The following is a 22,340-nucleotide window of genomic DNA, read 5'->3' as shown; positions in this document are numbered from 1 at the left end:
GGATCGTTCAGGTCGGCCCCTCCCCCCCGGGCCGACCCTACGCGGGCCTCGGCTAACTCCCCCCCTTCGCCGAGGCCCGCTCCCCATTTTCCGGCAAGGTCGCAGCTCGGTAGATCAGCCGAAGCGCACCGCAACGCCGGGCGTCACAGTCCGGCCACGTTCCGGCGATCACCCGGCAACCAGGGTTATCGTCGGCCCATGGTGCCTGGTCGCGGTGCGATCGCCGGGGTCGTCCTCTCGATGACGATCCTCGTTGGTTGTAGCGGATCCACCGACGACACGCACACCACCACGACGACCACCGCCGAGCTCCCCCCGAATCAAGTCGCAGGCGTCGCCCTGCCCGCCGACGCGGTCGGCAAAGCCGTCGGGCAGCTCGACGAACTGGTGGGCTCGCTGATGGACTCCAGCCGCATTCCCGGCATGGCCGTCGCGGTGGTCCATGGCGGAAAGACCGTGTACGCCAAGGGTTTCGGTGTTCGCGCGGCAGGCACACCCGACAAGGTCGACGCCGACACCGTCTTCCAACTCGCCTCGGTGTCGAAGTCGCTCGCCGCGACCGTCGTGGCCAACCAGGTCGGCGCGGACACGATCGAGTGGACGACCCCGGTGGTCGCCCACCTCCCGTCGTTCGCGCTGGCCGATCCCGCCACCACCGCCCAGCTCACCGTCGGCGACCTGTTCGCGCACCGCAGCGGCCTGCCAGATCACGCGGGCGACCGGCTCGAAGACCTCGGCTACGACCAGGCCGCGATCTTCGACAAGCTGCGCCTCGAGCCCCTCGACCCCTTCCGGATCACCTATCACTACACCAACTTCGGGCTCACCGCCGGCGCCGAAGCCGTGGCCGCGGCGGCCGGGAAGGATTGGGCCCAACTCTCGTCGGATGCCCTCTACACGCCACTCGGCATGCGCGACACCAGCTCTCGCTTCGACGACTTCCTCGCCCGGCCGAATCACGCGGTGGGACACGTGAACATCGACGGCGACTGGGTGGCCCGCTACGTGCGCGACCCCGACCCCCAGTCCCCCGCCGGCGGGGCGAGCTCCTCGGTGAACGATATGGCCCGCTGGCTCACGATGCTGCTCGGTAACGGCACGGCGGGCGCGACAACCATCGCCCCGCCCGAAGCGCTGCTGCCCGCCGTCACACCTCAGATCGTCTCGGCGCCGCCCGCCTCCCCCACCGCGCGGGCGGGCAGCTACGGGTACGGCTTCAATGTGTCGGTCTCCGCGGCCGGGCGCACCGCCACCAGTCATTCCGGCGCCTTCGGCCTCGGCGCGGCCACCAACTTCCTGGTGATCCCGTCCGCCGACGTGGCCATCGTCGCGCTGACGAACGCCGCACCGCTCGGCATCCCGGAGACGTTGACCGCCGAGTTCGCCGATCTGGTGCAGTTCGGCGAGGTGCGCGAGGACTGGCGCGGCCTGTACCGCGACGCTTTCGCCGCCATCGACGATCCGGAAGGTGCCCTGTCCGGTCGGCCCGCCCCGGCGAATCCTGCCCCCGCACAGCCGCTACCGACCTACGAGGGCATCTACGACAGCGCCTATTGGGGACCCGCCACGATCGTCGCGACCGATAGCGGCTTGCGCCTGACCATCGGCCCCGAGCAGCGGACCTATCAACTCCGGCACTGGGACGGCGACACCTTCGCCTTCGACCTGAGCGGCGAGAACGCCCCGCCCGGCAGCGTCACCTCGGCACGGTTCGCCGACGGCACACTGACCATCGACTACTTCGACGAGAGCGGTCTCGGCACGTTCACCAGAACGAAGTGACGCAGCACCAGAGCGAGTGACACAGCACCGGAACCGGTCGATCAGGCGAGCGTGCGCCACGCGGTCGCCAGCCGCGCCGCCCGCACCTTGCCCGCGACCCCGAGCAGCGGCGCATCACGCTCCCAGCGCTTCCTGACCTCCGGATCCACCGGCGTCCACAGCGGCTCCAGTTCGGTACGCAGACCGGTCAGCCGATCGAAGATGCCGCCGAGCGCGATGTGCACACCCGGGGAGCTCGGGTCCTCGGCACCGACCCCACGCACCGCCGCAAACAGCGCCAGCAGCTGTTCTACGGGCTCCGCGGGCCACTGCGCTAGCCGGGCGACCCGAATGAGCTGACCGAGCACAGCGGCCAGCACATGCAGGTCCTCGACCGTCCGGAACGGCTTCAGGTAGTCGGCGTAGCCGTCACCGGGCAGCAGCTCGCCCGGCGCGGCATCGAAGACGACTTCCGCGTGTGGGATCTCCGGCGCGAACGGCAGCGTGGGCAGCGGCGTCACCGCGGCGGACGCACCGGCGCCGACGAGCACGGCGCGCAGCAGCGGTCTGCCGTCGGGCTGGGTGCCGGAGCGGGCGATCACCAGGAACCGATCGGCGAACGCGCCCAGCGTGGCGAAGGATTTGGTGCCGCTGACGGTGCCGTCCTCGCGCACTGTTGTCGTCATCGTCGACGGTCGCGCACCGGCGCCCTCGGTCGCGCACATCGAGGAGAGCTCGGCGGGATCGAGCGAGGGAACCAGCGCGTGCAGGGCTTCCTGATAGCCACCGAGGAAGGCGGGACCTGTTCCCGCACCGTCGAATCCGGCGATCGCGGCCCGATCGAGCGAACTCGCGAACCCGGCTGTCCTGGTGCGGTGTCGCGCCCAGTCCGCCGCGAAATCAGCCGAAACGGCGTCGGCGGGAGTGGTGGTGAGAAGAAAATCGAATACCGAGGAATTCACAGATGTGGAGCCTAGGGGAATCGAACCCCTATCGAGGCCCTGATCAGAACGTGACCAGCGGGTTTACCTGCGGCTACATGAATCTAGATGAATTACGGTGCACGGGGCGGGATCAGCCTACGGCCCGAATGTGGACCGCGTCCACAGGATCCGAGCCGATCCGGATCAGCGCGGGCGGTCCTGCGCCACGAGCGCCTGGCGGACAGCCTGCTTGCTGACGTGCCACAGTTCGCCGATCTCGGCATAGGTCGCGCCGTCGTCGTGGAGCGCCTGCCAGGTTGCTCGACGGCACGCAGCGACAACACCGCGCACGGCGAGCGCACTGGCATCCAGGTCGGCGAGCGGGTTGCCCTGATCGCCGGGCGCGAGTTCGCCGGCACTCTTGGCGGCGCACTGGTCGGCGAGGTCGGCCAGTGCGCGCGCCTGCGCGGCGAGGTCGGCCCACGGCGATCGAATCCGGTCAGACATATTTCCCCTTAGTGGAGGTCGAGACCGAGGTAGTCGACAACGTCGGCGGGCAGCCGGTCGATGAACTCGATGTAGCGGTCGTACTCGGTGTACTCCGCGCGGATGGTGTCCCAGTCGATGTCGAACTCGTCGGCGAGGTCGGCCACCTGGACGACGGGCAACTCTATGAAGATCCCCTCGGCACGCAGGGCTACGACGGCGTGGAAGCGATGGGCGCCGGTGATGCCCTGATCTCCGTCGGCGACGAGAGGTGCGCCCGTCCAGCCGTTCTCGCGGATGGCGGCGACGAGGTCGCCAAGCTTGGCCTCGTCCTGGACCTCGTGCACAGGGGCGATGCCAGTCGATGCCTCAACGAGGTCGGCGATGCGGTCGATGTTCATGGCGTGCGCTCCGATCTGGGTAGGTAGGGTGGCCAGCGGGCCGGGGTAGTCATCAGCTACCCCGGCCCGCTGATGTTCTAGCGGCCGATCTTGATGCGGCCCCACATCGCGAGCGCCTTGTCATCGCCAAGGGATTCGCCCATCTTGCGGGCGGTGTTGATGATGATCTCGGCTTCGGCGAGGTCGTAGCCCATGCCCTTGAGGATCCAGTGTGCTTCGCGGTTCTCGGTGGCGATGATGTTGGCTGCGGTGGCGTTCATTTTCGGGCCTTTCGGTTGGTGTGCCTTGGTGATGACACTAGAGTAAACCCTAGGGTTTACTTGCGCAACCCTCAACCCGATCCCGACCCGAAGGCCCTGGTCAGACATGAAAAACCGCCCTGACCAGATCGGTCAGGGCGGCTTCGGTTTTCAGGGATTGGGCATCCAGTCGACCGTGTCCGGAACGAGCGGCTCACCGTTGCGCGTCACCCTTCCAGAGACCTCCCACCCGTTGGTCAGGGTGATGTCGGCACGGTTGCCTGCCAGCCGGATACCGGCCGGTGTGACCTCGAGATTGGAGCGCATGACCCCGGCCGCGCGCAGCGTCGCGACCACACTGGCCGCTGCGTCGGTCGTGTGTCCGGCCTCGACAAGGGCAGCGACGGCGACCTGATCGAACTCGCCAGGCGTCCGTAGTCCATCCGTGCCGGCCATCAGTCCTCGATCCCGGCTGAGATGGCCAGCGACCGCAGCGTGCTGGATGCGCGGCGCTGCTGGGCGGCCGTCGCATGCACGGTGTTCTTGACGGTGCCGGATGCGCGGTAGTGCTCCGGAGCGACCTCGCGGGACTCCAACAGCGCCTCCATGGCGGCGTCAGGATCACCGGCCAGCAAGTGCGCGCGGGCGGTGTCGACCCAGTAGTAGGTCATGCGCTCCTTGGCGAAGCCCTTCGGAGGGCGGACCTTGCTCGCGATATTCAGCGCCTTGCCTGCTGCGCCCAAGTCGACCTCGGCGGCGATCCGGTGGAGTTGGACGTTGGTCGCGCCGACGACGGTATCCAGCACGATCGCGCCATCCGGGATGTCGATGGCCAGGCGCTCGGCCTCGTCCAGGTGCATTCGGGAGACGTCGGCCTGGCCGATGGTTGCCGATACCGTGCCTGCCCGCATGTGCAGGGTGGAAAGCACGGCGGCGGCGGTGCGGTCGGCTTCGGCGAGCGGCTCGATGTCGGCGATGGATCGGTCGAGCAGTCGCATCGCCTGGCGCTGCGCACCGATTCGCGCCAAGGTCGCCGCCTTGAGGTACTCGACGCTTGCGACACGCAGCGGATCGCCCGACTTCCCTGCGGCCCAGAGCATCCGTTCGGTCGCGGTCATGCCGAGATCGGGGTGTCCGTACTTGTGCGCCAATGTGTTCGCGGCCCTGTAGGCATTGGTGAGCAGGCCATAGACCGGCTCGCCGTACTCATCAGCGGACACCAGCAGCTGATCAACCAGGCCGGGCAGCGCCTCGCTGATACGCCGGTACCGAGCACCGCGGCGCCAGTCGCCGAGCTTGGCAACCTGTGGCGCGAGCGAGGCAACTGGCAGGGGCTCCAGGTCGTCGTCCATCAGGTCTACGGCGGCCAACGTACGGCGTATGACCGGCACGATATCGAGAGTCTGGATATCCTCGGTTTCCTCGGCATCGAGTTTCTTCTTATCGATGCCGAGAGCGTCGGCGACCTTGCCGACCCAGAACGTGGACGGGCCGACGATTCCAGCCTCGACCTTGCGGATCGTGGAGTCGCCAACGCCAGCACGTTCGGCGAGCTCGGACGTAAGCCAGCCCTTGAGCTTTCGGTATTTGGCGATGCGCGCGCCGACTGAGTCTGATTCCTTCACGCCGCCACCGTAGCATCGAAATTCGGAACGTAGAAGGAACATAGACCCCCGTCACCCAGCGTTAACGTCGGTGTTGCGTCCGGTGTCCGAGGCCCCGATCCATTTGCCCAGGAGCATCGGCACCGGGCGCCCGTAGCCAAACCACACGCACCGGGGGTCCTCATGACCAACACCGAGGCGGCCGTCCTTCGCGCACTCCGCAACGGCGGCCAGCTCAACACGAAAGCTCTTGCCCGCGTCGTCAATCGGGCGCCGTGGCGAGTACACCTTGCCGCCCAATCGCTGCGCCGCCGTGGCTACATCCGCCTGGACAGCTGGCGGAATAAGTGGCAGGTCTACAGCACAACGGAGGCGCGCCATGTCGTCTAAGCGCCTCCCGATCACGCTGGGCAAGGTCGACCAGTGGACCCTCGACTCCCTCGTCCTTTTCGACACCGACACCGCCACCGCGGGCGAGCTGGCGGCACGAATGGGTCTCACGGAACGCAGCGTCACTGCCCCGCTCGAACGACTACACAACCGGGACATGGTGGCGAGGCGATCAAGCAATCTCGGCTATGTGTGGTGGCCCACGGCCAAAGGTCAGAGATACACCACCGCCGTGTTGAAAAAGGATGCCTCAGACGAAGCGGCCCTGGAAAAGGCGTCATGAGACCCGCCGTCAGCGGCTGGTTCGGTGGTCTGCTCAAGCTCCGGCAGCGCGTGCCCGCGCTCGGGTACCTCGTCGCCGAAGAGTCCGGACCACGTCGCAAATGGGATGAGCAGTTGATCCGATCGACCGGCGCGAAACTCGGCTACTCGGTCATGAAGACGATGGTCACCAGCCACGGGGCGGGCGACCCAGCCGATCAGGTCGTCGACCCGATCGATCAGCTCATCACCTTGATCCGCGCAACCGGCGCCGAGGCCGTTGTTGTGCCGAGCTTCGCCCATTTCTTCGGTGGCGTGGTGCCTCTACGTCTAGTCCGCGCCGCCGATGTCATACCGGTCGACAATCCGTCGGCCGCTCGCTCACGGTGGGAAGTCCTCGCCGTGATTGACGACAGTTCAGAGAGGAATTGATCGTGGATCTCGCAATCTCGGGCCCGGACGGTAATTCAGGAGTCAAGGGCAACTCGGGCGGCAGCTCCGTCGCGAATGCTGCTCGCCTGGAAATCGCATTCGGGCCCGGCGGCTGGCGCTCCCCCAAGAGTGCCGGCATCAGCGCGATCGACCAGCGCAACAGCTGACCTCCGCAGTACCGTTGTGAAGCGCCCCGCCGATCCCCTTCCGGCGGGGCGCTTCTGTATCAATCGGCGTGCGCCCGCCGATTCAGCAGCGAGCAGATACCGCATCGTTGAAGGGGACGTCCGTGACACAGCCGCCACATGCCAAGCCGCCCAACGAACTCCCCCACCGGGGCCTATGGATCGCGGCGGTCGTCATCCTCGGAGTGCTGGCCCTCGTCGGTGTCGTAGTGCTGGGCGCCATGATGCTCTCGGACCGAGACACGAGCACCGCGGCTACGACATCCACAGCTACAGCCGCACCCGTTGGATTCGGCGGCGACATCGAGTTCAAACGGTCTGACACCGGCGCCAAGATCGGCACAATCGCAGTGCGCGCCGCGGTGACGGTGCCGACCGAGTGCATGATCGACCCGGTCCAGGGGACGCAGGGCTTGGCGATTCAGGTCGAGATCGACAACGTTGGAACGGTGGCGCTGTCCACGCCGGACATGTATTCGACCACCACGCTGGACGCGGGCGGGGTCACGCAGCCGACGGAGAATGGCGTGGTGACCAGCGCCTGTCAGCCGCAGTGGCCGGAAGGCGCATCGGCCGCGGTGGGCAGAAAGACGATTCAGTGGGTGATCCTGCAAGTCCAGCCGAATCCGACTGCGCTGCAGTACACACCACTCGTCGCGAGCGAGAACGCCAGCCTGCAGAACTGGGAGTTCGTGAAACCGGCACCGCTGTCTGCGACGATCCCCCTGCCCAATCCCCTGCCGACCGCGGATGCGATCGCAGTACCAGCGCCGGCCACCACTTCCGCCGAAACGCCCTCCCCTCAGGTGGTCACACCAACGCGGACCGCACCGCCGAAGGCAGCGCCCGCGGCTGGTGTGGCGTGCGATCCGAGCGTCGACAACTGGGGCATTGACGCCAGCGGCGGTCAGCTGAAATGCGCGTATGCCGGTGGGCCCACACCGAAGTGGGTGAACTCCGCTCCGCTGATCGGCACGCGGCAGCCGGGATCACCGTGCAGCTATGACGATGGCGTGGCCGAGTCGCCATCCGGTCAGACCCTGGTCTGCACTGGTGATCGCGATAGCGCGGTGTGGACTCCTGGACCATAGTCCCATATGTGTCTACCACTAGACAGATAGCGTGGTGGCGTCGTAGAGTGTCTATCACTAGACAGTCACTCGGAGGGAACATCATGGAACAGCGCACCATCACCGGCCCCGAAGACCTCTACACCGAGGGCGCCGCAAGCGTCGGCTACACAGTTGATCCCCAGTTCGAGTTCGAAACCGAAGTCGACGCCCTGATGACTCTGCAGCTGCTCGCCGACGACCTGCGGGGCGCTCGCGAGCTTGAGCGGCACATCCTGCGATACATGGCAGCCGCCAGTGCAGCCGCGCACCGCGGCACCGCGCAGGACGGCCCGGTCGCGCCGCAGTCCATCATTATGGAAACCGGCGTCGCCCGGCAGACGGTCTACAACTGGATCGGCGAGAGCTGACCGGAACGACGAAACGCGCCCCACCGGAAGAATCCGGTGGGGCGCGTTCGTGTTCTGGCTGTCAGCCGGTCACGCGGACCCAGCTGTTCGCGGTGCCTGACTTCACTACGACGCTGCCGCCGCTGCACCGCGCTTCGAGGGTGATCGAATCACCAGCGGTGACGTCGACGGTGGCCGAGCAGGTTGCCGTACCCGTGCCGCCGAAGGCGCCGAGGGAAACCGGCGAGCTGGTCGCGATGACCGTAGCGCCTTGCTTGAGCTGCACAGTGCCGGTCACGGCACCCGCAGCGGCGTTGGACATCAGGATGTTCGCGGCGATGAGGACGCCGCCGCGCGTGCTCTGGACGATCAGTCCGTTGCTGACCACGGTGCTGCCCGGGTAGGGGGTGGTGTCTGCGGTCCACGTCGGAATCAGCGCGAAAGTGGTGGTCAGGCCTGATGAGTCGCCGTTCTTGAACATCCCGGAAGGCAGGAACAGATTGGCAGTCGGGGCGATCACGATGCACGGCATCAGGCCAGCCCCCGGATATCTGCGATCAGCCCCTTGCCCGGCGTGGTGCCAACACCGGTCACCTGCACGGTCAGAATGTCCCCCGCGCTGTAGGCGTAGGTGCCTGTTGCCGTGCCGCCCGCTACCTGGGATCCCGCGGCGATCGTGGCCGAACTGCCCGTCATCGTCGTGCCGTTCTTGCGGAGCTCGACGACCAGGTTGCCCGACGCGTCCGGCGTCGCACCGCGGTACGTCACCGAGGTGAAGGTGACGTCGCGCTGCAGCTTGATGCCGAACGGGAAGTCGCCGGTGCCGGGCGAGGTGCTGCGAACAGTGTCCTTGCCGAAAGCCGGAAGGGACACGTCGTAGGGCGTGGTGCCAACCGCGGGTGTGCGGGCGTTGGACAACCGCGAGTCGTTGCCGACGCACGCCGTCGAGCTGGACGTGCCGAACGCCGAAGCGCTGAACGCTGGCGACGAAGCCGTGCCTGCGAGCACGCCGCCCAGCTGCACGATGCCCTTCGCTGAGGTGGTCGCGTCCGGAGCGGCCGGGCCCGGCGAGCCCGTGTCGCCGCGCGGGATCGTCAGGTCGAGGACCTGATTGGGCGGAGTGCCGGTGACCAGCGCGCCCGCCGAGCTGCCGGGGGTGCCGGTCACGACCGAACCGATCGTGAGCGAGTTCGCCGGACCAGTTGCGCCAGTCGCGCCGGTAGTGCCCTGCGGTCCGCGGATGACGACGCCCTGGCCATTGGCCATCCACCCATCGCCGGTGCGGTAGATGTACAGCAGCCCATCGGCAGCGACGACGTACTGCGCGCCGTCGCCCTCGGGCGGGGTGCCGGGCAGCGCGGCGTAAGTCGCGACCCTGCGGTCCACCTGGATGCCCTCGCCCTGCGGGCCCCGGACCACCGCGTTGCCGGACGACGCGGGGACCGGCGACACCACGGTGAGGTCGACCAGGCCGGTCGATCCGGTGTCGGGGTCCTCCTCGTCAGGACCAGGCAGGTACTCGGGGACGTCGAAACTGAACGGCTCGATGACCACCGCGTCGCCGTCGTACTCCAGGTCGAACGACACCCGCCAGGTCCACTCGGACGGGTTGGTGTCCGCGCTCGGCGCGACGAGGAAAATGCCGCGGTCACCGCGCCACGTCAGGTAGCCGAACTCATCGAGCGACGCGATGTAATGCTGCGGCAGCTGCACGTAGGTGGCTGGTGCCGGAACGCCTTCGGCCACCAGGATCTTCGGGGCCTCGGCAGCGAACGTGATCGTGCCGGTGAGCGGGTAAAACTCGGGGGTCCGGTCGATGTCGGGGCCGTCGCTGGTATTGGCGAGGAACCGGCCGACGACCTTGCCGTATTTGAGCGGTGGCAACTCAGCCATCAGATGCTCCCGTTCATAGCTGGTCTTTGAGGACGGCTGGCAGCTCGGGCTGGGTGGGTGGCGGTTCGCCGCGCTCGTGGGCCAGGTCGCGACGGTCCGACCACACCCAGAAACGCCTGATGTACTTCATCGCCTCGATGCCGAGCGTCTGCCAGTGCGCGAGCTCATCTTCGAGCTTGTCGACACGGGCCTGGAGCTCGCTGACCTTCTTGCCCTGCCAGGCGGTCCAGGCGCCCAGCATCGCGACGATGATGCCGCCGACTGCGTTGATCTGCTCGGCGGTCATGCACTCTCCCCGTAGTGCTTGCCGACCGGGGGTAGCCCGAAGCCGAGGTCCTGCAGGCGTGCCACCGAGGTGACCTTGCGACGGATCAGCAGGCCAGCGATCAGCGGAGCCGCCAGCATGTAGCCGCTCATGATGGTGTCGACCCACCCCGGGTCGACCTCACGGCCGATGGCCGCTGCGATGATCGCGGTGATCGCGACCAGCAGACCGCGAACGACAGCGGGCTCCAGCCGGAGCAGGCGCGTGATCATCGCGCACCGCCCTCGGTGAGCAGCTCGAGGATCTTGTCGGTGTTGCGCCGGGCGAGCGTGGCTTCGCGATAGGTTGCGAGCACGTACCCGATCAGCGACGACCGGCGCGCCTGGTTCGGTGACGTCGGGTGCAGGTCGGGGTCTTCCTTGTCGTCGAGCAGGTCGATCGGGTTGACGTACCCGTCCCACACCGTTTCGTTCCAGATGTCGGCGAGCCCCGCGCGAGTCCAGAACTTGCCGTCCCGGATGTTGTAGAAGGTTTTCTGGAAAACCTGCCGCACAGAGTGCGACACACCTACCTGGTTGTGAATTTCGGCGATCTGCTGGTCGCTCATGGGCGCTCCTGGATTGGGCCCGGCCTGCGGGCGGTCGATGAAGGTCTGGACGTCCCGGCGGAATGCGTCCATGTCGATGCCAGCGGGGTCGATCTTTCCCTCGCTGCTGTACTCGCGGTGTGCCACGCACGAGCGGGAATCGCGACCGATGCGGGCCAGGATGGCCGCGCAGCCGCGCTTGTAGGCGTCGAGTTGTGCAGGGGTCCAGTCGGATCCGTCGCCGCGGCTGACGGCCTCGATGCCGATCACGTGGTAGTTCGCGTTGTCGGTGGGCCAGCCTGGCCACGAGCCGCGGCCCGCGTGCCAGCAGACACCGACCGCGATCACGCGGAACGTGCCGTCGCGCTCGAGGACGAGCTGGGCGAGCGGGCCGGGCAGGTCCGGGCGGCCGTTCTGGACGATGCGCCAGTCGTTCGCGCCGCCGCCGGCGGTGTGGTGGCAGAGCACGCCGCGCACGTCACGGAAGTCTCCGTGACCGCGATCGCGCCAACCTTCGTGCTCGATGACGGGCAGGCCAGCGGCGCGCAGCACGTCAGCCAGCCAGACGGGATCTCCGGTCCAGCTCATCGGCTCTCCTTCTTCGAGGTGGTCCGGCTCGCGGGCATCGACGAGCCAGAGAAGTGGGTCCAGCCGGTCAGGCCCAGGAGGGGCCCAGAGGCTGCGATGGATTTCGAGGTGTAGGTGCGGGGCCACGTTTCCGTTGGTCCAGGGGTCCGGGTCGATGCGGGCGATGCGTTGGCCAGCCTCGACGCGCTGATGCAATGTCACTTCGGGAATGACGTGGCCGTAGACGCTGTATCCGCCGCCGTCCGCATCGGGATGGTCAACGCACACCCATCGGCCGAATCCTGTTGCTGAACCGACGCGGTCGACGAAGCCGCCTTGGACTGCGTGGACCGGCATTCCGGCGGATCCGCCGGAGCGGCCGAAGTCGACGCCCCAGTGGAACTCTCCAGCGCGCTGGCCGAACGCTGAGGTGATGTCACGGCCAGCACCGAGCGGCCAGCACCGCGGCGCGGTCACTCGGCCTGTTCCTTCGCCGCGGCGATGCGCTCGCGGATGGTGTCGATGACCCCAGCGAGCGCGTCGGATTTCGTCGCAGCTTGAAAGGCCACACCACGCGGGTGCTCGGCTTTCCAGGTGCCGTCGGGCAGCTGTGCGGTGGTGACATCGTCGACATCCCAGAACCGCTCCGGATCGGGATCCTCCGGCCATTCGCCGTTCTCGTCGCGCCCGTAGTGCAGGCCGGTGTCGTACGGTCCGGGCAGGCCGCCCGGGGTGGGCGACCAGCGCACCACCTCAAGCTCGGGGTCTCGCCGCCATCCGCGCTGGATGAGGTAGTCGGCGATGCGCGGCGCCTGCGCAACCTGGATCGCAGCCGGTTCGGCGAGCTTTCTTCCGGCCGGGTTCTTCCACTCCGGCAGGTGCAGCACCGCCAGCTCCTCGGCGAGTTCGCGAACCTCGGGCGCTACCTCGGGCACGTCCATGGTCGGCAGGGTGCCGTTGACCATGTGGCCGAGGAACTGGCGCATCTTCTCCGTGACCTGCACGCCTTCCTTGCCGGTGGCGTGGTAGCGAAGCTCTTCCTGGTCACGTCCCGCCGGGGTCGTGACCTCTTCGACGATGTCGCTCACGGTTGGCCCTCCAGGGGTTGGGCGCCGATGATCAGCTGCGCGCCGGTGGTGATCACGGAATAGTTCTTGGTGCCGGTCGCTCGGCGGACGATGACGTAGATCTGCGCGGTCTGATTCGCTGCGACGGTGGCGTGCGTGGACGACGGCCCAATGGGGGCCTCCCACCTCGGAATGAACTGGGCCTGCGTGTGGTTCGCGGCCGGTGCCCCGCCTCCGAAACCAATCAGCGGGCCGTCAGCGGCACCCAGTCGGATCTCGACGTCGGGCCGAGACTCATTGACGGTCGACACATGGGCCTGCAGGCCGATCGACCCGCTGAGGACGATCGGCCGCCATGGGATCGGCTGCGCCGGGATCGTCATGGTCGCGATCGTTTTCGGCGACTGTGAGAGGTTCGATCCGCCGGTGAACTGGGATCCGGCGATCGCCCACGGACCACCGAGACGTGGCGCGGGGATCGGCAGCCACTCCGACGTCGCGGTGCTCCACGCGAGGACCGCGCCCTGGCGAGCGGTGGTCAGGTCACCGACGTCCTCGGCGTCCGAGATCGCGCCGGCCTCGCCGGGGTCCCCTGCGGCGCCGGTGGCACCGCGGGGGAACTGGACTTCGAGGACCTGGGTGGGCGGAGTGCCGGTGATCGCCGCCGTTGCCGAGCTGCCTGCCGCGCCGATCGTCGCCACACCAGACAGAACGGTCGGAGGCCCTTGGCGTCCGGCGTGCTGGAACGCAATCTCGAAGCGCACGAAGTTCATGCCGGTCCACAGGATCACCGAGTTCTCGTCGAGCACTCGCCAGGCGCGTCGAGCTTGCGCCTCCCCCAGGCCGAGGGCCTGCAGCGTGGCGAGATCGGCGATGTCGCCCATCCACTGCCATGGCCATTCCGGATCGCCCTGCGGGCCCGGACCGCCGGTGGCACCCTCGCGGATCTCCAGCAATCCCTCGCGGTCCACCAGCTCGAGCGGGTTCACCGTGTAGGGAAGACCGACGGGGTCGGTGACCCCGCGCAGAGTGAGCGTGATGTCGGCGTCGAAGACGACGGTCATGGCGCTCCCGTCACTGGGACCGCCCACACGGTGGCGTGTGCGGTGCCGCGGTTGTAGATGTAGGTGCCGGAGCCGAAATTGCGGCGGAGCACGATCGCGATCACGGCGGGCACTCCTGCAGCGATCACGCCGACCGATGACGCCGGGGTCATCGAGGCCGTGTTGAACTGCGGGTACAGCTCGGTGAAGGAGTCGAGCGCGAATTGCGTTCCCGGGCCGTAGCCGACGACCTGACCGGATGCGTTGGTGATCCGGGCCTCCACGTCCATGCGGGTGCCGTCTGCCGGGCGCAGGAAGATGCCGCCGAAGACGAGCGGGCGCCACGCGACGTCCTGCGCCGGGATGTTGATGTTGCACACCGTGTTCGGGGTGGTCGACACTCCGCTCTGGGTCGCCGCGAAACCTGCGGCGCCGTCCCATGCCTGGTCCTCGTGAACGGTCCATGGTCCACGCCATCCGGGCCAGGGGGTGGGTGTCCACTTGCTCGTCGCCGAGGACCACAGCGGCACAGCACCGTTGACGGGCGGGGTGGTGTCGTCGTAGTCGGTGGCTTCGCGCAGCGGGCCCGGTGAACCGATCGGGCCCTGCACACCAGCCACGCCACGCGGCACCACGATGTTCAGCGTCTGGTTCGGCGGGGTGCCGGTGATCGTGATCTCCAGATCGCTACCCACCGCGCCGGTAGTAACCGTGCCGATCGCCAGCTCGTTGAGCTCACCGGTCGGGCCGTGCCCGCCGAAGGCCTCCGCGAAGGAATCGAAAGATGCTCCGTTCCAGTACATCAGCGTGTTGGTCGACTCCACGCGCCACGCCCGGCCCGCGTGCGCAGGGCCGAGGGTCTCGGAGAGCGCGGCCAGCGCGGTGGGGTCGCTGATGTCGCCTTCCCACCGGAATCGGTGCGCGGGCGGGCCCTGCGGTCCGGTCGCGCCCGGTGAACCGGTGGGCAGTTCCAGCGTGCCGTTGCGCGGGGTACCACCGAAGGACTGCACGACACTGGGTTCGCCGATGCCTTCGTTGATTCCTCGGATCTGGGTCTGCTCGAAGTACTCGCCGACTGTGGGCATTACGACACCGCCTCTGGAACTGGTTGGGCCCACACCGTCAGGGCTGCGCCGACTTTGGAATGTCCGATTTTGTAGCCGGTGCCGTTGCCGACGCGCTCCACGCAAACGTGCAGCGTTGCCGACTGCCCGGCGGGGACGGTCGCGTATGTGCTCGACGGCGACAACGCCTTGGTGCCCTCGTCGCCGTAGGCGGGCGACCAGGAGAGCGGCAGGTGAGCCGTCGCGGTGCTGATGCGGTGGCCGGCGCCGCTCGCGACCATCACACCGTTCGCCGAATTGAGCCGGATACGCAGCTCCACGCGGGCCTCGCTGCCCTGCTCCATGTAGGCGTGCATGTTCCCCCAGCACATCGGGCGCCACTGAAACGGCAGCGCGGGAACGGTGAAGACCGCCGCGGTGTACGCGGGGATCGCCTCCTCGTGATCGGCGGAGAACTCGGCGTCCCACCACCCCCAGGGCCCGAACCCGTTGGGCGGCTGGGTGGCCTGCCACCGACGGCCGGACGAAGTCAGCGCGAAGGAACTGCGGTTCACCGGGCCCACGGTGGTGTCCCAGTCGGTGGCCGCGGTGATCGCTCCGGATGCGCCGGCCGGACCGGGCGGACCGGGTAAGCCCGCTGGCACGGTGGCTTGTACTGCCTGCGCTGCAGTCGATCCGGTGATCCGCAGCGCGGCGCCGACGAGCGCCGGATCGTGCGTGGTTGTCACCGTGACGGAATTGCCGGGGGCAACCGAGCCCTGGGCACCGACGGCACCGGGCGAGTGAATCCACACCGACCCGTCCCAGAAGTCCATGCCATCGGTGTCGAGGCGATGCCACCACTGGCCGCGGTCGGCCAGGCCGAGGCCGACCGGGCGCGCGCCAGCGTTCGCGATGGTGCCCTGCTTGGCGAAGGTCGTCTGCGGTGCACCGCGCGGGCCCGGCAGACCGGTCGGGCCTGGAGGCAACGGCAGTGCGGCCGCTTCCTCTGTCGGGGTAACCGTCGCGGTGAGGATCGGCAGCCCGTCGAGGTCGACTTCTTCGGTGACGACCAGGCGCGCGGAGATCTGAATATCGGGCATCGGTGCCTCCTAGAAGATGATCAGGTCGAGGTCGGCACCGACGTCGGTCGCGATGGACTGCACCGCGGTGGCGAGCTGGCCGAGCCGCGACCACGCCTTGGTGACGGTGTCCTGTTCGTCGGCTCCGTCGCCGATCGTGAGTTCCCAACGGGCACCGGCGTCACGGGTGTCGGTGAAGGCCATTTCGTGGACGAAGTCCGTGAAGATCTGGTCGCCGAGGCCGAAGCCGATCTGGTCGCCGAGGGTGAAGTCGCGGCCGAGCAGGTACGGGGCACCGTCGCCGACGCTGACCTTCTTCGAGGTGTAGCCCCGGGTTTGATACAGGCCCGCGCGACCCGCCATCACACCGTCGAGAGTGAAGGCCTTGGTGCTGTTCGCCACCACGTGCTCTTTGAAAGCGAAAGGGCCTGCCTCCCTAGTCCTTTCGCTATTGCTGTAGGACATCCAGGCCAGGAAGACATCATCGAGTTGGCCTTGATACAGCGAGTCCAGACCGGGAACGCCGATCAGCAAGCCGACCCACGACAACAGATTTTTCATCGCGATCTCGATGCCCGCGTTGACCCACCCCGGGCTCTTGCCGCCGACGATCACCGAGGTCGCGAGCGGTTTGTGTACGGCTACTTCGGATGCGCCGATGCCGGAGTACTCGCCTTCGAGGTACCAGACATGCGGCAAATTCCGGATCGAGCCGAAAGGGCCGCTGTTCGCGTAGACCGATTCGTATTCGCTCTGAGCGTTGAAATTCGGGTATCGGACCGGGGTCGTGTCGTCGACAAAGTCCTCGAACCAGCTGACGAGCCCGTCGATGAGTGTGCCGGTCGGGCCGGTGACACCGGACTTGTCGGTGGTCCACAGCACGACGGTCGGTTTGTCGAGGTAGAACCACTCCGGTGCGGGCTGTTCGTCCTCGCCGGGGATGAAGAACTTCGCCTCCAGGATCACGCCGGAGTCGTCGAGCCAGTTCGAGAAGAACGCGTCTGCCATGTCGAACCGCGCTGTGCCCGCAGCCCATTTCGAGGTGTCGGTGAGGATCCAGACGGGCACCATGGCGATCGGCCACAGGGAATCGCCAGCGCGTACCCATTCCGGCGCGTCCGACCATTGGCCCGGGTAGGCCGAGGACTGTTGCCGGATCAGGTTGCAGGACATGTAGATCCCGATCAGAGACTCCGTCGGGCCGAAAAGGACCATGTGCCTGGGCCACTGCGCCAAGATCGGCGCGAACGGGCTGGCCCACAGCGCGGTGGTGGCGATGTGCTGCCAGCAGTGAATGGCCTCGATGTCGATGTACTCGGTGCCGTCGTCCTCGCGCACGATCGCGCACCGCGTGATGTACCCATCCCATCGAAACGCCTTGGTGTCCACGGTGATCGGCGCAGTCCGATTCTCGGGCCGGATGCCGTCCTCATCGACGCGGAACAGATGGTCGAAGTGGACGGTGTCACGGGCAACCCGCATTTTCAGTCCGCCCGCAGCGTTGCGAGAGTAGGTGAACTGCAGGTCGAGATAGCGGCCCTCCTCCCCCACCTCCTGCATGAACCGGTCCCAGTACCTGACCGTGACGCTCTGGTCGGCGCGGTACTCCTGGTCCTGGCGCTCGGCCAGGTCCATCCGCCGGACCTCGACCGCTGAATCCCACGTCATCAGAACGGCCGCGAGGATCGAGGGGTAACCGACACGGTGATCTCCGATTCAGTTGTGCCGCCGTCGGACACGACCACGGTGATCGGCAGGGCCGACCACGGATCCACGCTCCGGAACCAACGGCGGCCAGCCAGCTGGCCCCAGACGTTGCGCCCAGACGGCTCGGCGCCGGAGTAGACGCGGGCCGTTCGATGGCGGGGGTGCGAGTCGATCCGGAGCGTCTCCCCCGCCTCGATGATCGGCGTCTCCACAATGCGGGTCGGGTCACTGGTCAACGGGTCGCCGATGCGCCAGCGCCCTGGCCCGTTCATGGTGTAGCGGGGCCACGCGGGTTGGTCGGCGGCATTGCGCGCCATCAGCACGCCTTCTCCGAAAGCGTTGCCGTTGACCCAGGTCTGAGACTCCTCGAGGTGGTACTCCAGCGGGTCCATCGCTACGGCCGACATCTGATACGCGATGGCAGCGTTGACCGTGGGGTCGATGTCGCCGAGCGGCTCTGGCGGGCCGTCGAGCTGCCAGAGCTGGTAGCGCCAGCCCTGGTGCCGGGTGAAAGTGCCGACTTTGAACGGCTTGTCCGTGGACCAGCCGCGGAACCAAGCGTCGTGCACGGCGTGAAATCCGCGCACTGTATCGGCCTGGAGGAAGATGTTGAAGTCCCATTCCTTTTTCGAGCGCACAGATCGCAGGAAGGTGGCGCCGTCCTGGCGGGCGCCCTCGGAGACGAGTAGCGAGGTCGGCGCGAACATGTGCCCGGTCTGCGCGGTGATGCGAACACCCTCGCGGCCGGCGCCAGCACCGTGCAGGTGCCAGCACCGGCCGTGGATATCCCAGCCGATGGTCTTCGTGGATTCGTGCATCAGCAGTGGGTTCATCGACCGAAACCTCCCGATCGCATCGTCGCCAGGTTCGTGCGTCGCATCTGCCGCTCGACCGCGCGCGCCGCACCTTCGGGCGACATGCCGTTGTTGGTGACGTTCACCGTGGTGCCACCGCTCATCGCACCCATACCGAGGACACCGGCCCCGGTCTCGACCATTTCTTGCCAGTTGTCGGTAAAGAACGACTGCACGTCGGAGACAGTCGATTCCAGCTGCGTGGTCGCCTGGCTCTGCAGGTTGGTGAATGCCTGCTCGGGTGAACTCGCCATGTACCAAGGGCTGGACCCGTTGAACAGCTCACCGGTAAGCGGCGCTCCAGAGAGCGGGTGAGTGCTCGTGTCGGCGGTGAGCGTGCTTTGTGGGGTCGTCGTCACCGGGATTTGTGAGACGTCCACGTCGCTGTTCGGACTCGTCGTCAGTCCGGTTGTCGACGTCGCTGCCGGACCACCGGTGCCGACGCCGAATTCGGCGGGCCAGTTCGTGATGAACGCGTTGATCGCGTCGCTGCCCGCCGAACTGTTGCCGCCCGTACCACCCGTCCCGCCGGAGCCTCCAGATCCGCCGGAACTGCCACCAGTTCCGCCGGATCCGTTGCTGCCGCCCAGCTTCGCGGGTCGGCCGCCGCTGGTCGCTCCCTTCTTGCCTCCGTCGCCACCCTGGAGCAGAGCTTCGGGCAGGTGCATGAAGTGATCGAACATGGAGTCAGCGGCTCCGCGCGCGTTCGCGCCGACCACGACGCCGTCAGTACCGCGGCTTTCGACGTTGGTGCCGTCGCCCAGCGTCATCGCGGTGTGGCCGTTCGCCCCGCCGCCCTGGTCGTACCAGCCGATGCTGATGTCGCCCGCGCCGCCGAGGCCGGACTTTGCGCCCTTGTTCTTGAGCCAGGATCCCTCCGAGACCGTCGACATGCGCGAATCGAATGCGTCCAAACCCAGTGCGTCATTGACGACGGCCGAGACCATGCCGGAGCAGTCGATCGAGGACCGCGAGAATCCACCCATCAGGTAGCTGGCGGGATCCATCGACTCGGCGAACGCCTTGCCCGGGACGCCGCCCTTGGCAAAGCCGGGTACCCCGCCGACCATGGCGGACAGGAACTCTGGCGAAGGCACCCAGCCCTGATTCAGCGCCCACAGCAGCGGCGCGCCGTTCTGGTACGCCTGCTCGGTCGAGATGAACTCGCCGTTGGACAGTGCAATCGGCTTGCCGCCGAGCATCGCCAGCACCGAATCCGATGTGCCAGTGCCGGGGCCGACTACCTTGCGGCCGCCGCCCTGTGGGCGCGCCACTCCCGTCCCGGTGGCGAATCCGCCACGAGCCGCACCGTTCGCCTCAGCCCACCGGATCAGTTCCTTGCCCGTCTCGGCGATGCCCGAACTGATTCCCGGAATGGAGGGGACCTTCTTGAGAAGCTCGCCGATCTTCTTGACCGATCCGGCGATCTTCTTGACGATGCCATCCCATTTTTCGTCGACCGTCTTGCTGAGGTCTCCGAAGAAGTTCTTCATCCGGTCGATCGCGGTGCCGATCTTTTCGCGCACTGTGGTGATGACCGTGGCGACCGTCTCCAGGCCGGTCTTGATTCCGTCGGTCATTTGCTTGATGTACGGAATGACCAGCGGGATAACGACCTTCTCGATCAACCAGGTCAGCACCTCAATGAACTTCAAGACCTGCGGCAGGATCGCGATCACGACATCGAGGAACGGCGGCAGCAAGCTGAGCGCGATCTCTACGAGCTGCGGGATCATCGGCGCGATCGCGAGCACCAGATCGCCGAAGGCCTGCGCCATCTGCGGGATGTACGGCGCGATCTGCTCCAGAGCTTTCGCCAGGGCGTTGCCGATCTTGGTGGCAACGTCGGCCAGGATCGGCTGGAGCTGCTTGAAGACGGGCATCATCGAGTCCGCGATCTGCTTGATCACCGGCGACAGTGCGTCGAAGATCGTCGTCAGGGCGGGCGCGAGCGCGGTGATCAGGCCGGCCACGACTTCGGCGACGACCGGGATGATCGGGGCGATGGCGGTGATCAGCGAAACGATCGCCGTCGAGAGCGGCCCGATCGCAGGCTGCAGCGCTGTAAAGGCCTGCGCCAGAGTGTTTCCAACGACCTGTGCGATCTGCGAAAGCGGACCGATCATCGGGGTCAGCGCGTCCATCATCGACGACAGCAGAGTTCCGATGACCGGCAGTACCGGCGCCAGGCCGATGGCGAGCTGGGAGATGAAGTCAGCGAGCTGCGGCATGATCGCGGTCAGCGTTTCCGCGAAAACGGCGCCGATCTGGCCCAGCGCGGGCGCCATGGATTTGATGGCTTCGCCAAGGGACTGGAACAGCGGGCCGAGGGTCGGCCCGACAATATTGCCGATCTGAATGAGGCCCTGGATCAACGGGTTCAGACCTGCGCCGAGGCCAGCAAGGACATCACCGAAGGTGGAGAACAGCTGGGTCAGTTGCCCGTTGTTCATCGTGTCGGTGAACGCCTGACCGATCTGGCCGAGCATGCCGGCGAACTGCGCGCCGACCTGATTGGCGACCGGCGCGAACGCGGTACCGATCGACAAAAAGCCCTGGGTCATCTGCTGCAGGCCAGGACCCATGCCGTCGATGAAGTCTGCGGTGCCCTTGAAGATCGCCTCGACACCAGCGAGGTTCTGTGGCGCGGACCAGAACGCGGCGAACTGCTTGGTCAGGCCGTTCATCGAGCCTGCGACGTCGACCAGTCCCGCCTTGAGCGTCGGCAGCGCTGCTTTGGCGAGGTCCTTGATGCCCGTGGCAGAGTCAGCGAATAGCGCGTCTTGGGTGGCGGTCTTCACCTCTTTCCAGGCGGGAGCCATGCTCTGGATCGCCAGCACCCATTCGCGTGCGTTCGGCGACAGCGCGGCGAGTGCCTTGGCTGCCTTGTCCTGCGCGGCCGAGGTCTTGTTCGTGGCGTCCTGGAGCGCCTTCTGCGCTTCGGTGACGGTCGAGTGCGCGTCGCTGAGTTTCTGCTCGGCCTGGGATACGCGGTCGGTCGCGGAGGCGACCTTGTCCTTCGCGGACGTGACGGCATCGGAGTTCTCGATGCCTTTCTCTTCGGCCTCGCGGTTCTCGTCTTGGGCGTCGCGGTTCGCTTCCTGCGCCTTGGCCAGGTTCAGCTGAGCACGCTCGATCCGCAGTAGCGCCTTCTCGCGCTCCTTCGGCGTCTTCGCGTCCGCCAGATCCTGATTGGCCTCTTTGAGCGCCTGCGCGGCCTCCTTCTCCGACAGCGCCGCGTCGGCCGCGGCCATCTTGAGGTCTTCGAGGTTGTCGGCGGCGTCCTTGTAGGACGAGTTCAGATCCTTCTGCGAATCCTCCAGGTCCTTGTTCGCGTCCTCGAGATCCTTGCTCGCGGACTCGACGCCCTTCATCGCGGACTCGACCTGCTTCTGCGCGGCCGCGATCGCCGACGCCTGCGCCTTACTGTCCGCGCCGGCGGAATCCTGCGCGGACTTGAGCGCCGAGAAGGTGTCCTTGATTCCAGACAGGCCGACCGCGACGGTGGCACCAGCAGCGGCGGCCGCGGGGCCGAGCGCGGCCAGGCCGACGCCGAGCACCCCGACCGCGCCCGCCGCCGCGCCTGCCGCGCCGGTGATCGCCGAGATCGCCGCGGCTCCTGCCGATGCGTAGGCGACACCCTTGGTCAGCGACCCGATTGCGCTGCTGACCGAGGTGATCGACCCGGAGGCGTTGCGGTCCACGTCGACATCGACGCGCTGGGTGATCGGCGTTGCCGCGGCCTGCAATGCCGAGTGCAGCGCCTCGAATGCGGCCATCGCACTGGCTGCGTCGATGTCGACACCGACCGGAATGGACCAGTTGTGCCGCGCCATTTCCATGGCCAGGCCCAACCGCATCCGGTCGGCGAAGTGCTCGAAATCGGGCACGACGTCGGCCTGGATGGTGTGGCCGGTCAGGTTCTGGACGTCCACCCGCGCGGTGATGGTGAGCGGGTTGCGGTTGACGTAGAGCTGCGACTCCAGCATCGCGTTCTTGACGGCGCGCGGGATCTTGCTGGTCTCGCCGACAATGCTGATGTACGTGACAGCAAGCTCTATCGCGTCACCTGGTCCGGGTTCGGCCACAAGG

25 protein-coding genes are annotated in these 22,340 nt (G+C 67.1%); 7 read left to right on the top strand and 18 right to left on the bottom strand.

Translation table 11 applies throughout. The annotated features are described in order from the left end of the window. The first annotated feature begins 198 nt into the window (after window positions 1-198). A complete protein-coding gene (locus tag ACWGCN_RS01745; protein ID WP_452460431.1) occupies window positions 199-1,782 on the top strand; it encodes a serine hydrolase domain-containing protein in 1,584 nt (527 codons plus the stop codon). Window positions 1,783-1,823: 41 nt separating this feature from the next. Here the strand turns inward: ACWGCN_RS01745 and ACWGCN_RS01740 are convergent, their stop codons facing one another. The 6 genes from ACWGCN_RS01740 to ACWGCN_RS01715 form a co-directional block, all read right to left on the bottom strand. Next, complete coding sequence (locus tag ACWGCN_RS01740; RefSeq protein WP_452460430.1) at window positions 1,824-2,723, bottom strand: acyl-CoA dehydrogenase family protein; 900 nt, start codon at window positions 2,721-2,723, stop codon at window positions 1,824-1,826. A 165-nt stretch (window positions 2,724-2,888) separates the two neighbouring features. Continuing rightward, window positions 2,889-3,191, bottom strand: a complete 303-nt coding sequence (locus ACWGCN_RS01735; RefSeq protein ID WP_452458624.1) for a hypothetical protein — start codon at window positions 3,189-3,191, stop codon at window positions 2,889-2,891. Window positions 3,192-3,199: 8 nt separating this feature from the next. Continuing rightward, window positions 3,200-3,571 (bottom strand): hypothetical protein, encoded by a 372-nt coding sequence (locus ACWGCN_RS01730; protein WP_452458623.1) that lies wholly within the window; start codon window positions 3,569-3,571, stop codon window positions 3,200-3,202. A 77-nt stretch (window positions 3,572-3,648) separates the two neighbouring features. Beyond that, entirely contained in the window at window positions 3,649-3,831 is a 183-nt protein-coding gene (locus ACWGCN_RS01725; protein ID WP_452458622.1) for a hypothetical protein, read from the bottom strand. 150 nt (window positions 3,832-3,981) lie between these two features. Next, a complete protein-coding gene (locus ACWGCN_RS01720; protein ID WP_452458621.1) occupies window positions 3,982-4,266 on the bottom strand; it encodes a hypothetical protein in 285 nt (94 codons plus the stop codon). Beyond that, complete coding sequence (locus ACWGCN_RS01715) at window positions 4,266-5,435, bottom strand: helix-turn-helix domain-containing protein (protein WP_452458620.1); 1,170 nt, start codon at window positions 5,433-5,435, stop codon at window positions 4,266-4,268. Before ACWGCN_RS01715 ends, ACWGCN_RS01720 begins: the two co-directional genes overlap by 1 nt. A 162-nt stretch (window positions 5,436-5,597) precedes the next feature. Between ACWGCN_RS01715 and ACWGCN_RS01710 the strand changes: the two genes are divergently transcribed. The 6 genes from ACWGCN_RS01710 (at window position 5,598) to ACWGCN_RS01685 (ending at window position 8,162) form a co-directional block, all read left to right on the top strand. Continuing rightward, window positions 5,598-5,804, top strand: coding sequence for a hypothetical protein (locus ACWGCN_RS01710; protein ID WP_452458619.1), 207 nt, complete (start codon window positions 5,598-5,600; stop codon window positions 5,802-5,804). Next, window positions 5,794-6,087 (top strand): hypothetical protein, encoded by a 294-nt coding sequence (locus ACWGCN_RS01705; RefSeq protein WP_452458618.1) that lies wholly within the window; start codon window positions 5,794-5,796, stop codon window positions 6,085-6,087. The genes ACWGCN_RS01710 and ACWGCN_RS01705 overlap by 11 nt, the downstream gene beginning before the upstream one ends. Then, complete coding sequence (locus ACWGCN_RS01700; RefSeq protein WP_452458617.1) at window positions 6,084-6,497, top strand: hypothetical protein; 414 nt, start codon at window positions 6,084-6,086, stop codon at window positions 6,495-6,497. The genes ACWGCN_RS01705 and ACWGCN_RS01700 overlap by 4 nt, the downstream gene beginning before the upstream one ends. A gap of 2 nt (window positions 6,498-6,499) precedes the next feature. Further along, window positions 6,500-6,664, top strand: a complete 165-nt coding sequence (locus ACWGCN_RS01695; protein WP_452458616.1) for a hypothetical protein — start codon at window positions 6,500-6,502, stop codon at window positions 6,662-6,664. Between the two features lie 203 nt (window positions 6,665-6,867). Beyond that, complete coding sequence (locus ACWGCN_RS01690; RefSeq protein ID WP_452458615.1) at window positions 6,868-7,773, top strand: hypothetical protein; 906 nt, start codon at window positions 6,868-6,870, stop codon at window positions 7,771-7,773. Between the two features lie 83 nt (window positions 7,774-7,856). After that, complete coding sequence (locus ACWGCN_RS01685) at window positions 7,857-8,162, top strand: hypothetical protein (RefSeq protein WP_452458614.1); 306 nt, start codon at window positions 7,857-7,859, stop codon at window positions 8,160-8,162. Between the two features lie 61 nt (window positions 8,163-8,223). Here ACWGCN_RS01685 and ACWGCN_RS01680 read toward each other — a convergent pair whose 3' ends face one another. The 12 genes from ACWGCN_RS01680 to ACWGCN_RS01625 are packed head-to-tail and all read right to left on the bottom strand — an operon-like array spanning window position 8,224 to window position 22,336. Beyond that, window positions 8,224-8,661 (bottom strand): hypothetical protein, encoded by a 438-nt coding sequence (locus tag ACWGCN_RS01680; protein ID WP_452458613.1) that lies wholly within the window; start codon window positions 8,659-8,661, stop codon window positions 8,224-8,226. Window positions 8,662-8,672: 11 nt separating this feature from the next. Further along, the gene (locus ACWGCN_RS01675) at window positions 8,673-10,034 is read right to left on the bottom strand and encodes a hypothetical protein (protein WP_452458612.1); all 1,362 of its coding nucleotides are present in this window, start codon (window positions 10,032-10,034) and stop codon (window positions 8,673-8,675) included. Between the two features lie 13 nt (window positions 10,035-10,047). Next, complete coding sequence (locus ACWGCN_RS01670; RefSeq protein WP_452458611.1) at window positions 10,048-10,320, bottom strand: hypothetical protein; 273 nt, start codon at window positions 10,318-10,320, stop codon at window positions 10,048-10,050. Continuing rightward, the gene (locus ACWGCN_RS01665; protein ID WP_452458610.1) at window positions 10,317-10,571 is read right to left on the bottom strand and encodes a hypothetical protein; all 255 of its coding nucleotides are present in this window, start codon (window positions 10,569-10,571) and stop codon (window positions 10,317-10,319) included. The genes ACWGCN_RS01670 and ACWGCN_RS01665 overlap by 4 nt, the downstream gene beginning before the upstream one ends. Then, window positions 10,568-11,929 carry an N-acetylmuramoyl-L-alanine amidase gene (locus tag ACWGCN_RS01660; protein WP_452458609.1) on the bottom strand — a complete coding sequence of 454 codons (1,362 nt, stop codon included), beginning with the start codon at window positions 11,927-11,929 and terminating at the stop codon, window positions 10,568-10,570. The genes ACWGCN_RS01665 and ACWGCN_RS01660 overlap by 4 nt, the downstream gene beginning before the upstream one ends. Beyond that, the gene (locus ACWGCN_RS01655) at window positions 11,926-12,540 is read right to left on the bottom strand and encodes a hypothetical protein (protein ID WP_452458608.1); all 615 of its coding nucleotides are present in this window, start codon (window positions 12,538-12,540) and stop codon (window positions 11,926-11,928) included. Before ACWGCN_RS01655 ends, ACWGCN_RS01660 begins: the two co-directional genes overlap by 4 nt. Then, window positions 12,537-13,583, bottom strand: a complete 1,047-nt coding sequence (locus ACWGCN_RS01650; protein ID WP_452458607.1) for a hypothetical protein — start codon at window positions 13,581-13,583, stop codon at window positions 12,537-12,539. The genes ACWGCN_RS01655 and ACWGCN_RS01650 overlap by 4 nt, the downstream gene beginning before the upstream one ends. Next, window positions 13,580-14,647 carry a hypothetical protein gene (locus ACWGCN_RS01645; protein WP_452458606.1) on the bottom strand — a complete coding sequence of 356 codons (1,068 nt, stop codon included), beginning with the start codon at window positions 14,645-14,647 and terminating at the stop codon, window positions 13,580-13,582. Before ACWGCN_RS01645 ends, ACWGCN_RS01650 begins: the two co-directional genes overlap by 4 nt. Further along, on the bottom strand, window positions 14,647-15,708 hold the full coding sequence (locus ACWGCN_RS01640) for a hypothetical protein (protein ID WP_452458605.1): 1,062 nt from the start codon (window positions 15,706-15,708) through the stop codon (window positions 14,647-14,649). The genes ACWGCN_RS01645 and ACWGCN_RS01640 overlap by 1 nt, the downstream gene beginning before the upstream one ends. 9 nt (window positions 15,709-15,717) lie before the next feature. Then, window positions 15,718-17,355 (bottom strand): Gp37-like protein, encoded by a 1,638-nt coding sequence (locus ACWGCN_RS01635; protein ID WP_452458604.1) that lies wholly within the window; start codon window positions 17,353-17,355, stop codon window positions 15,718-15,720. Beyond that, window positions 17,355-18,227 (bottom strand): phage tail protein, encoded by an 873-nt coding sequence (locus ACWGCN_RS01630; RefSeq protein WP_452458603.1) that lies wholly within the window; start codon window positions 18,225-18,227, stop codon window positions 17,355-17,357. The genes ACWGCN_RS01635 and ACWGCN_RS01630 overlap by 1 nt, the downstream gene beginning before the upstream one ends. Next, complete coding sequence (locus ACWGCN_RS01625) at window positions 18,224-22,336, bottom strand: hypothetical protein (protein WP_452458602.1); 4,113 nt, start codon at window positions 22,334-22,336, stop codon at window positions 18,224-18,226. Before ACWGCN_RS01625 ends, ACWGCN_RS01630 begins: the two co-directional genes overlap by 4 nt. Between the last annotated feature and the right edge of the window lie 4 nt (window positions 22,337-22,340).

This window comes from Nocardia sp. NPDC055050, assembly GCF_053608345.1.
Note: the sequence above shows the minus strand (reverse complement) of the source record. Positions and strands in the feature narration are given on the sequence as shown.

What these genes read in the sequence shown, in the direction of transcription:
- ACWGCN_RS01685 (WP_452458614.1), top strand. Translation starts at nt 7,857, where the DNA reads ATGGAACAGCGCACCATCACCGGCCCCGAAGACCTCTACACCGAGGGC.
- ACWGCN_RS01720 (WP_452458621.1), bottom strand. Translation starts at nt 4,266, where the DNA reads ATGGCCGGCACGGATGGACTACGGACGCCTGGCGAGTTCGATCAGGTC.
- ACWGCN_RS01635 (WP_452458604.1), bottom strand. Translation starts at nt 17,355, where the DNA reads ATGACGTGGGATTCAGCGGTCGAGGTCCGGCGGATGGACCTGGCCGAG.
- ACWGCN_RS01725 (WP_452458622.1), bottom strand. Translation starts at nt 3,831, where the DNA reads ATGAACGCCACCGCAGCCAACATCATCGCCACCGAGAACCGCGAAGCA.
- ACWGCN_RS01665 (WP_452458610.1), bottom strand. Translation starts at nt 10,571, where the DNA reads ATGATCACGCGCCTGCTCCGGCTGGAGCCCGCTGTCGTTCGCGGTCTG.
- ACWGCN_RS01670 (WP_452458611.1), bottom strand. Translation starts at nt 10,320, where the DNA reads ATGACCGCCGAGCAGATCAACGCAGTCGGCGGCATCATCGTCGCGATG.
- ACWGCN_RS01705 (WP_452458618.1), top strand. Translation starts at nt 5,794, where the DNA reads ATGTCGTCTAAGCGCCTCCCGATCACGCTGGGCAAGGTCGACCAGTGG.
- ACWGCN_RS01630 (WP_452458603.1), bottom strand. Translation starts at nt 18,227, where the DNA reads ATGAACCCACTGCTGATGCACGAATCCACGAAGACCATCGGCTGGGAT.
- ACWGCN_RS01710 (WP_452458619.1), top strand. Translation starts at nt 5,598, where the DNA reads ATGACCAACACCGAGGCGGCCGTCCTTCGCGCACTCCGCAACGGCGGC.
- ACWGCN_RS01730 (WP_452458623.1), bottom strand. Translation starts at nt 3,571, where the DNA reads ATGAACATCGACCGCATCGCCGACCTCGTTGAGGCATCGACTGGCATC.
- ACWGCN_RS01645 (WP_452458606.1), bottom strand. Translation starts at nt 14,647, where the DNA reads ATGCCCACAGTCGGCGAGTACTTCGAGCAGACCCAGATCCGAGGAATC.
- ACWGCN_RS01640 (WP_452458605.1), bottom strand. Translation starts at nt 15,708, where the DNA reads ATGCCCGATATTCAGATCTCCGCGCGCCTGGTCGTCACCGAAGAAGTC.
- ACWGCN_RS01745 (WP_452460431.1), top strand. Translation starts at nt 199, where the DNA reads ATGGTGCCTGGTCGCGGTGCGATCGCCGGGGTCGTCCTCTCGATGACG.
- ACWGCN_RS01650 (WP_452458607.1), bottom strand. Translation starts at nt 13,583, where the DNA reads ATGACCGTCGTCTTCGACGCCGACATCACGCTCACTCTGCGCGGGGTC.
- ACWGCN_RS01735 (WP_452458624.1), bottom strand. Translation starts at nt 3,191, where the DNA reads ATGTCTGACCGGATTCGATCGCCGTGGGCCGACCTCGCCGCGCAGGCG.
- ACWGCN_RS01675 (WP_452458612.1), bottom strand. Translation starts at nt 10,034, where the DNA reads ATGGCTGAGTTGCCACCGCTCAAATACGGCAAGGTCGTCGGCCGGTTC.
- ACWGCN_RS01700 (WP_452458617.1), top strand. Translation starts at nt 6,084, where the DNA reads ATGAGACCCGCCGTCAGCGGCTGGTTCGGTGGTCTGCTCAAGCTCCGG.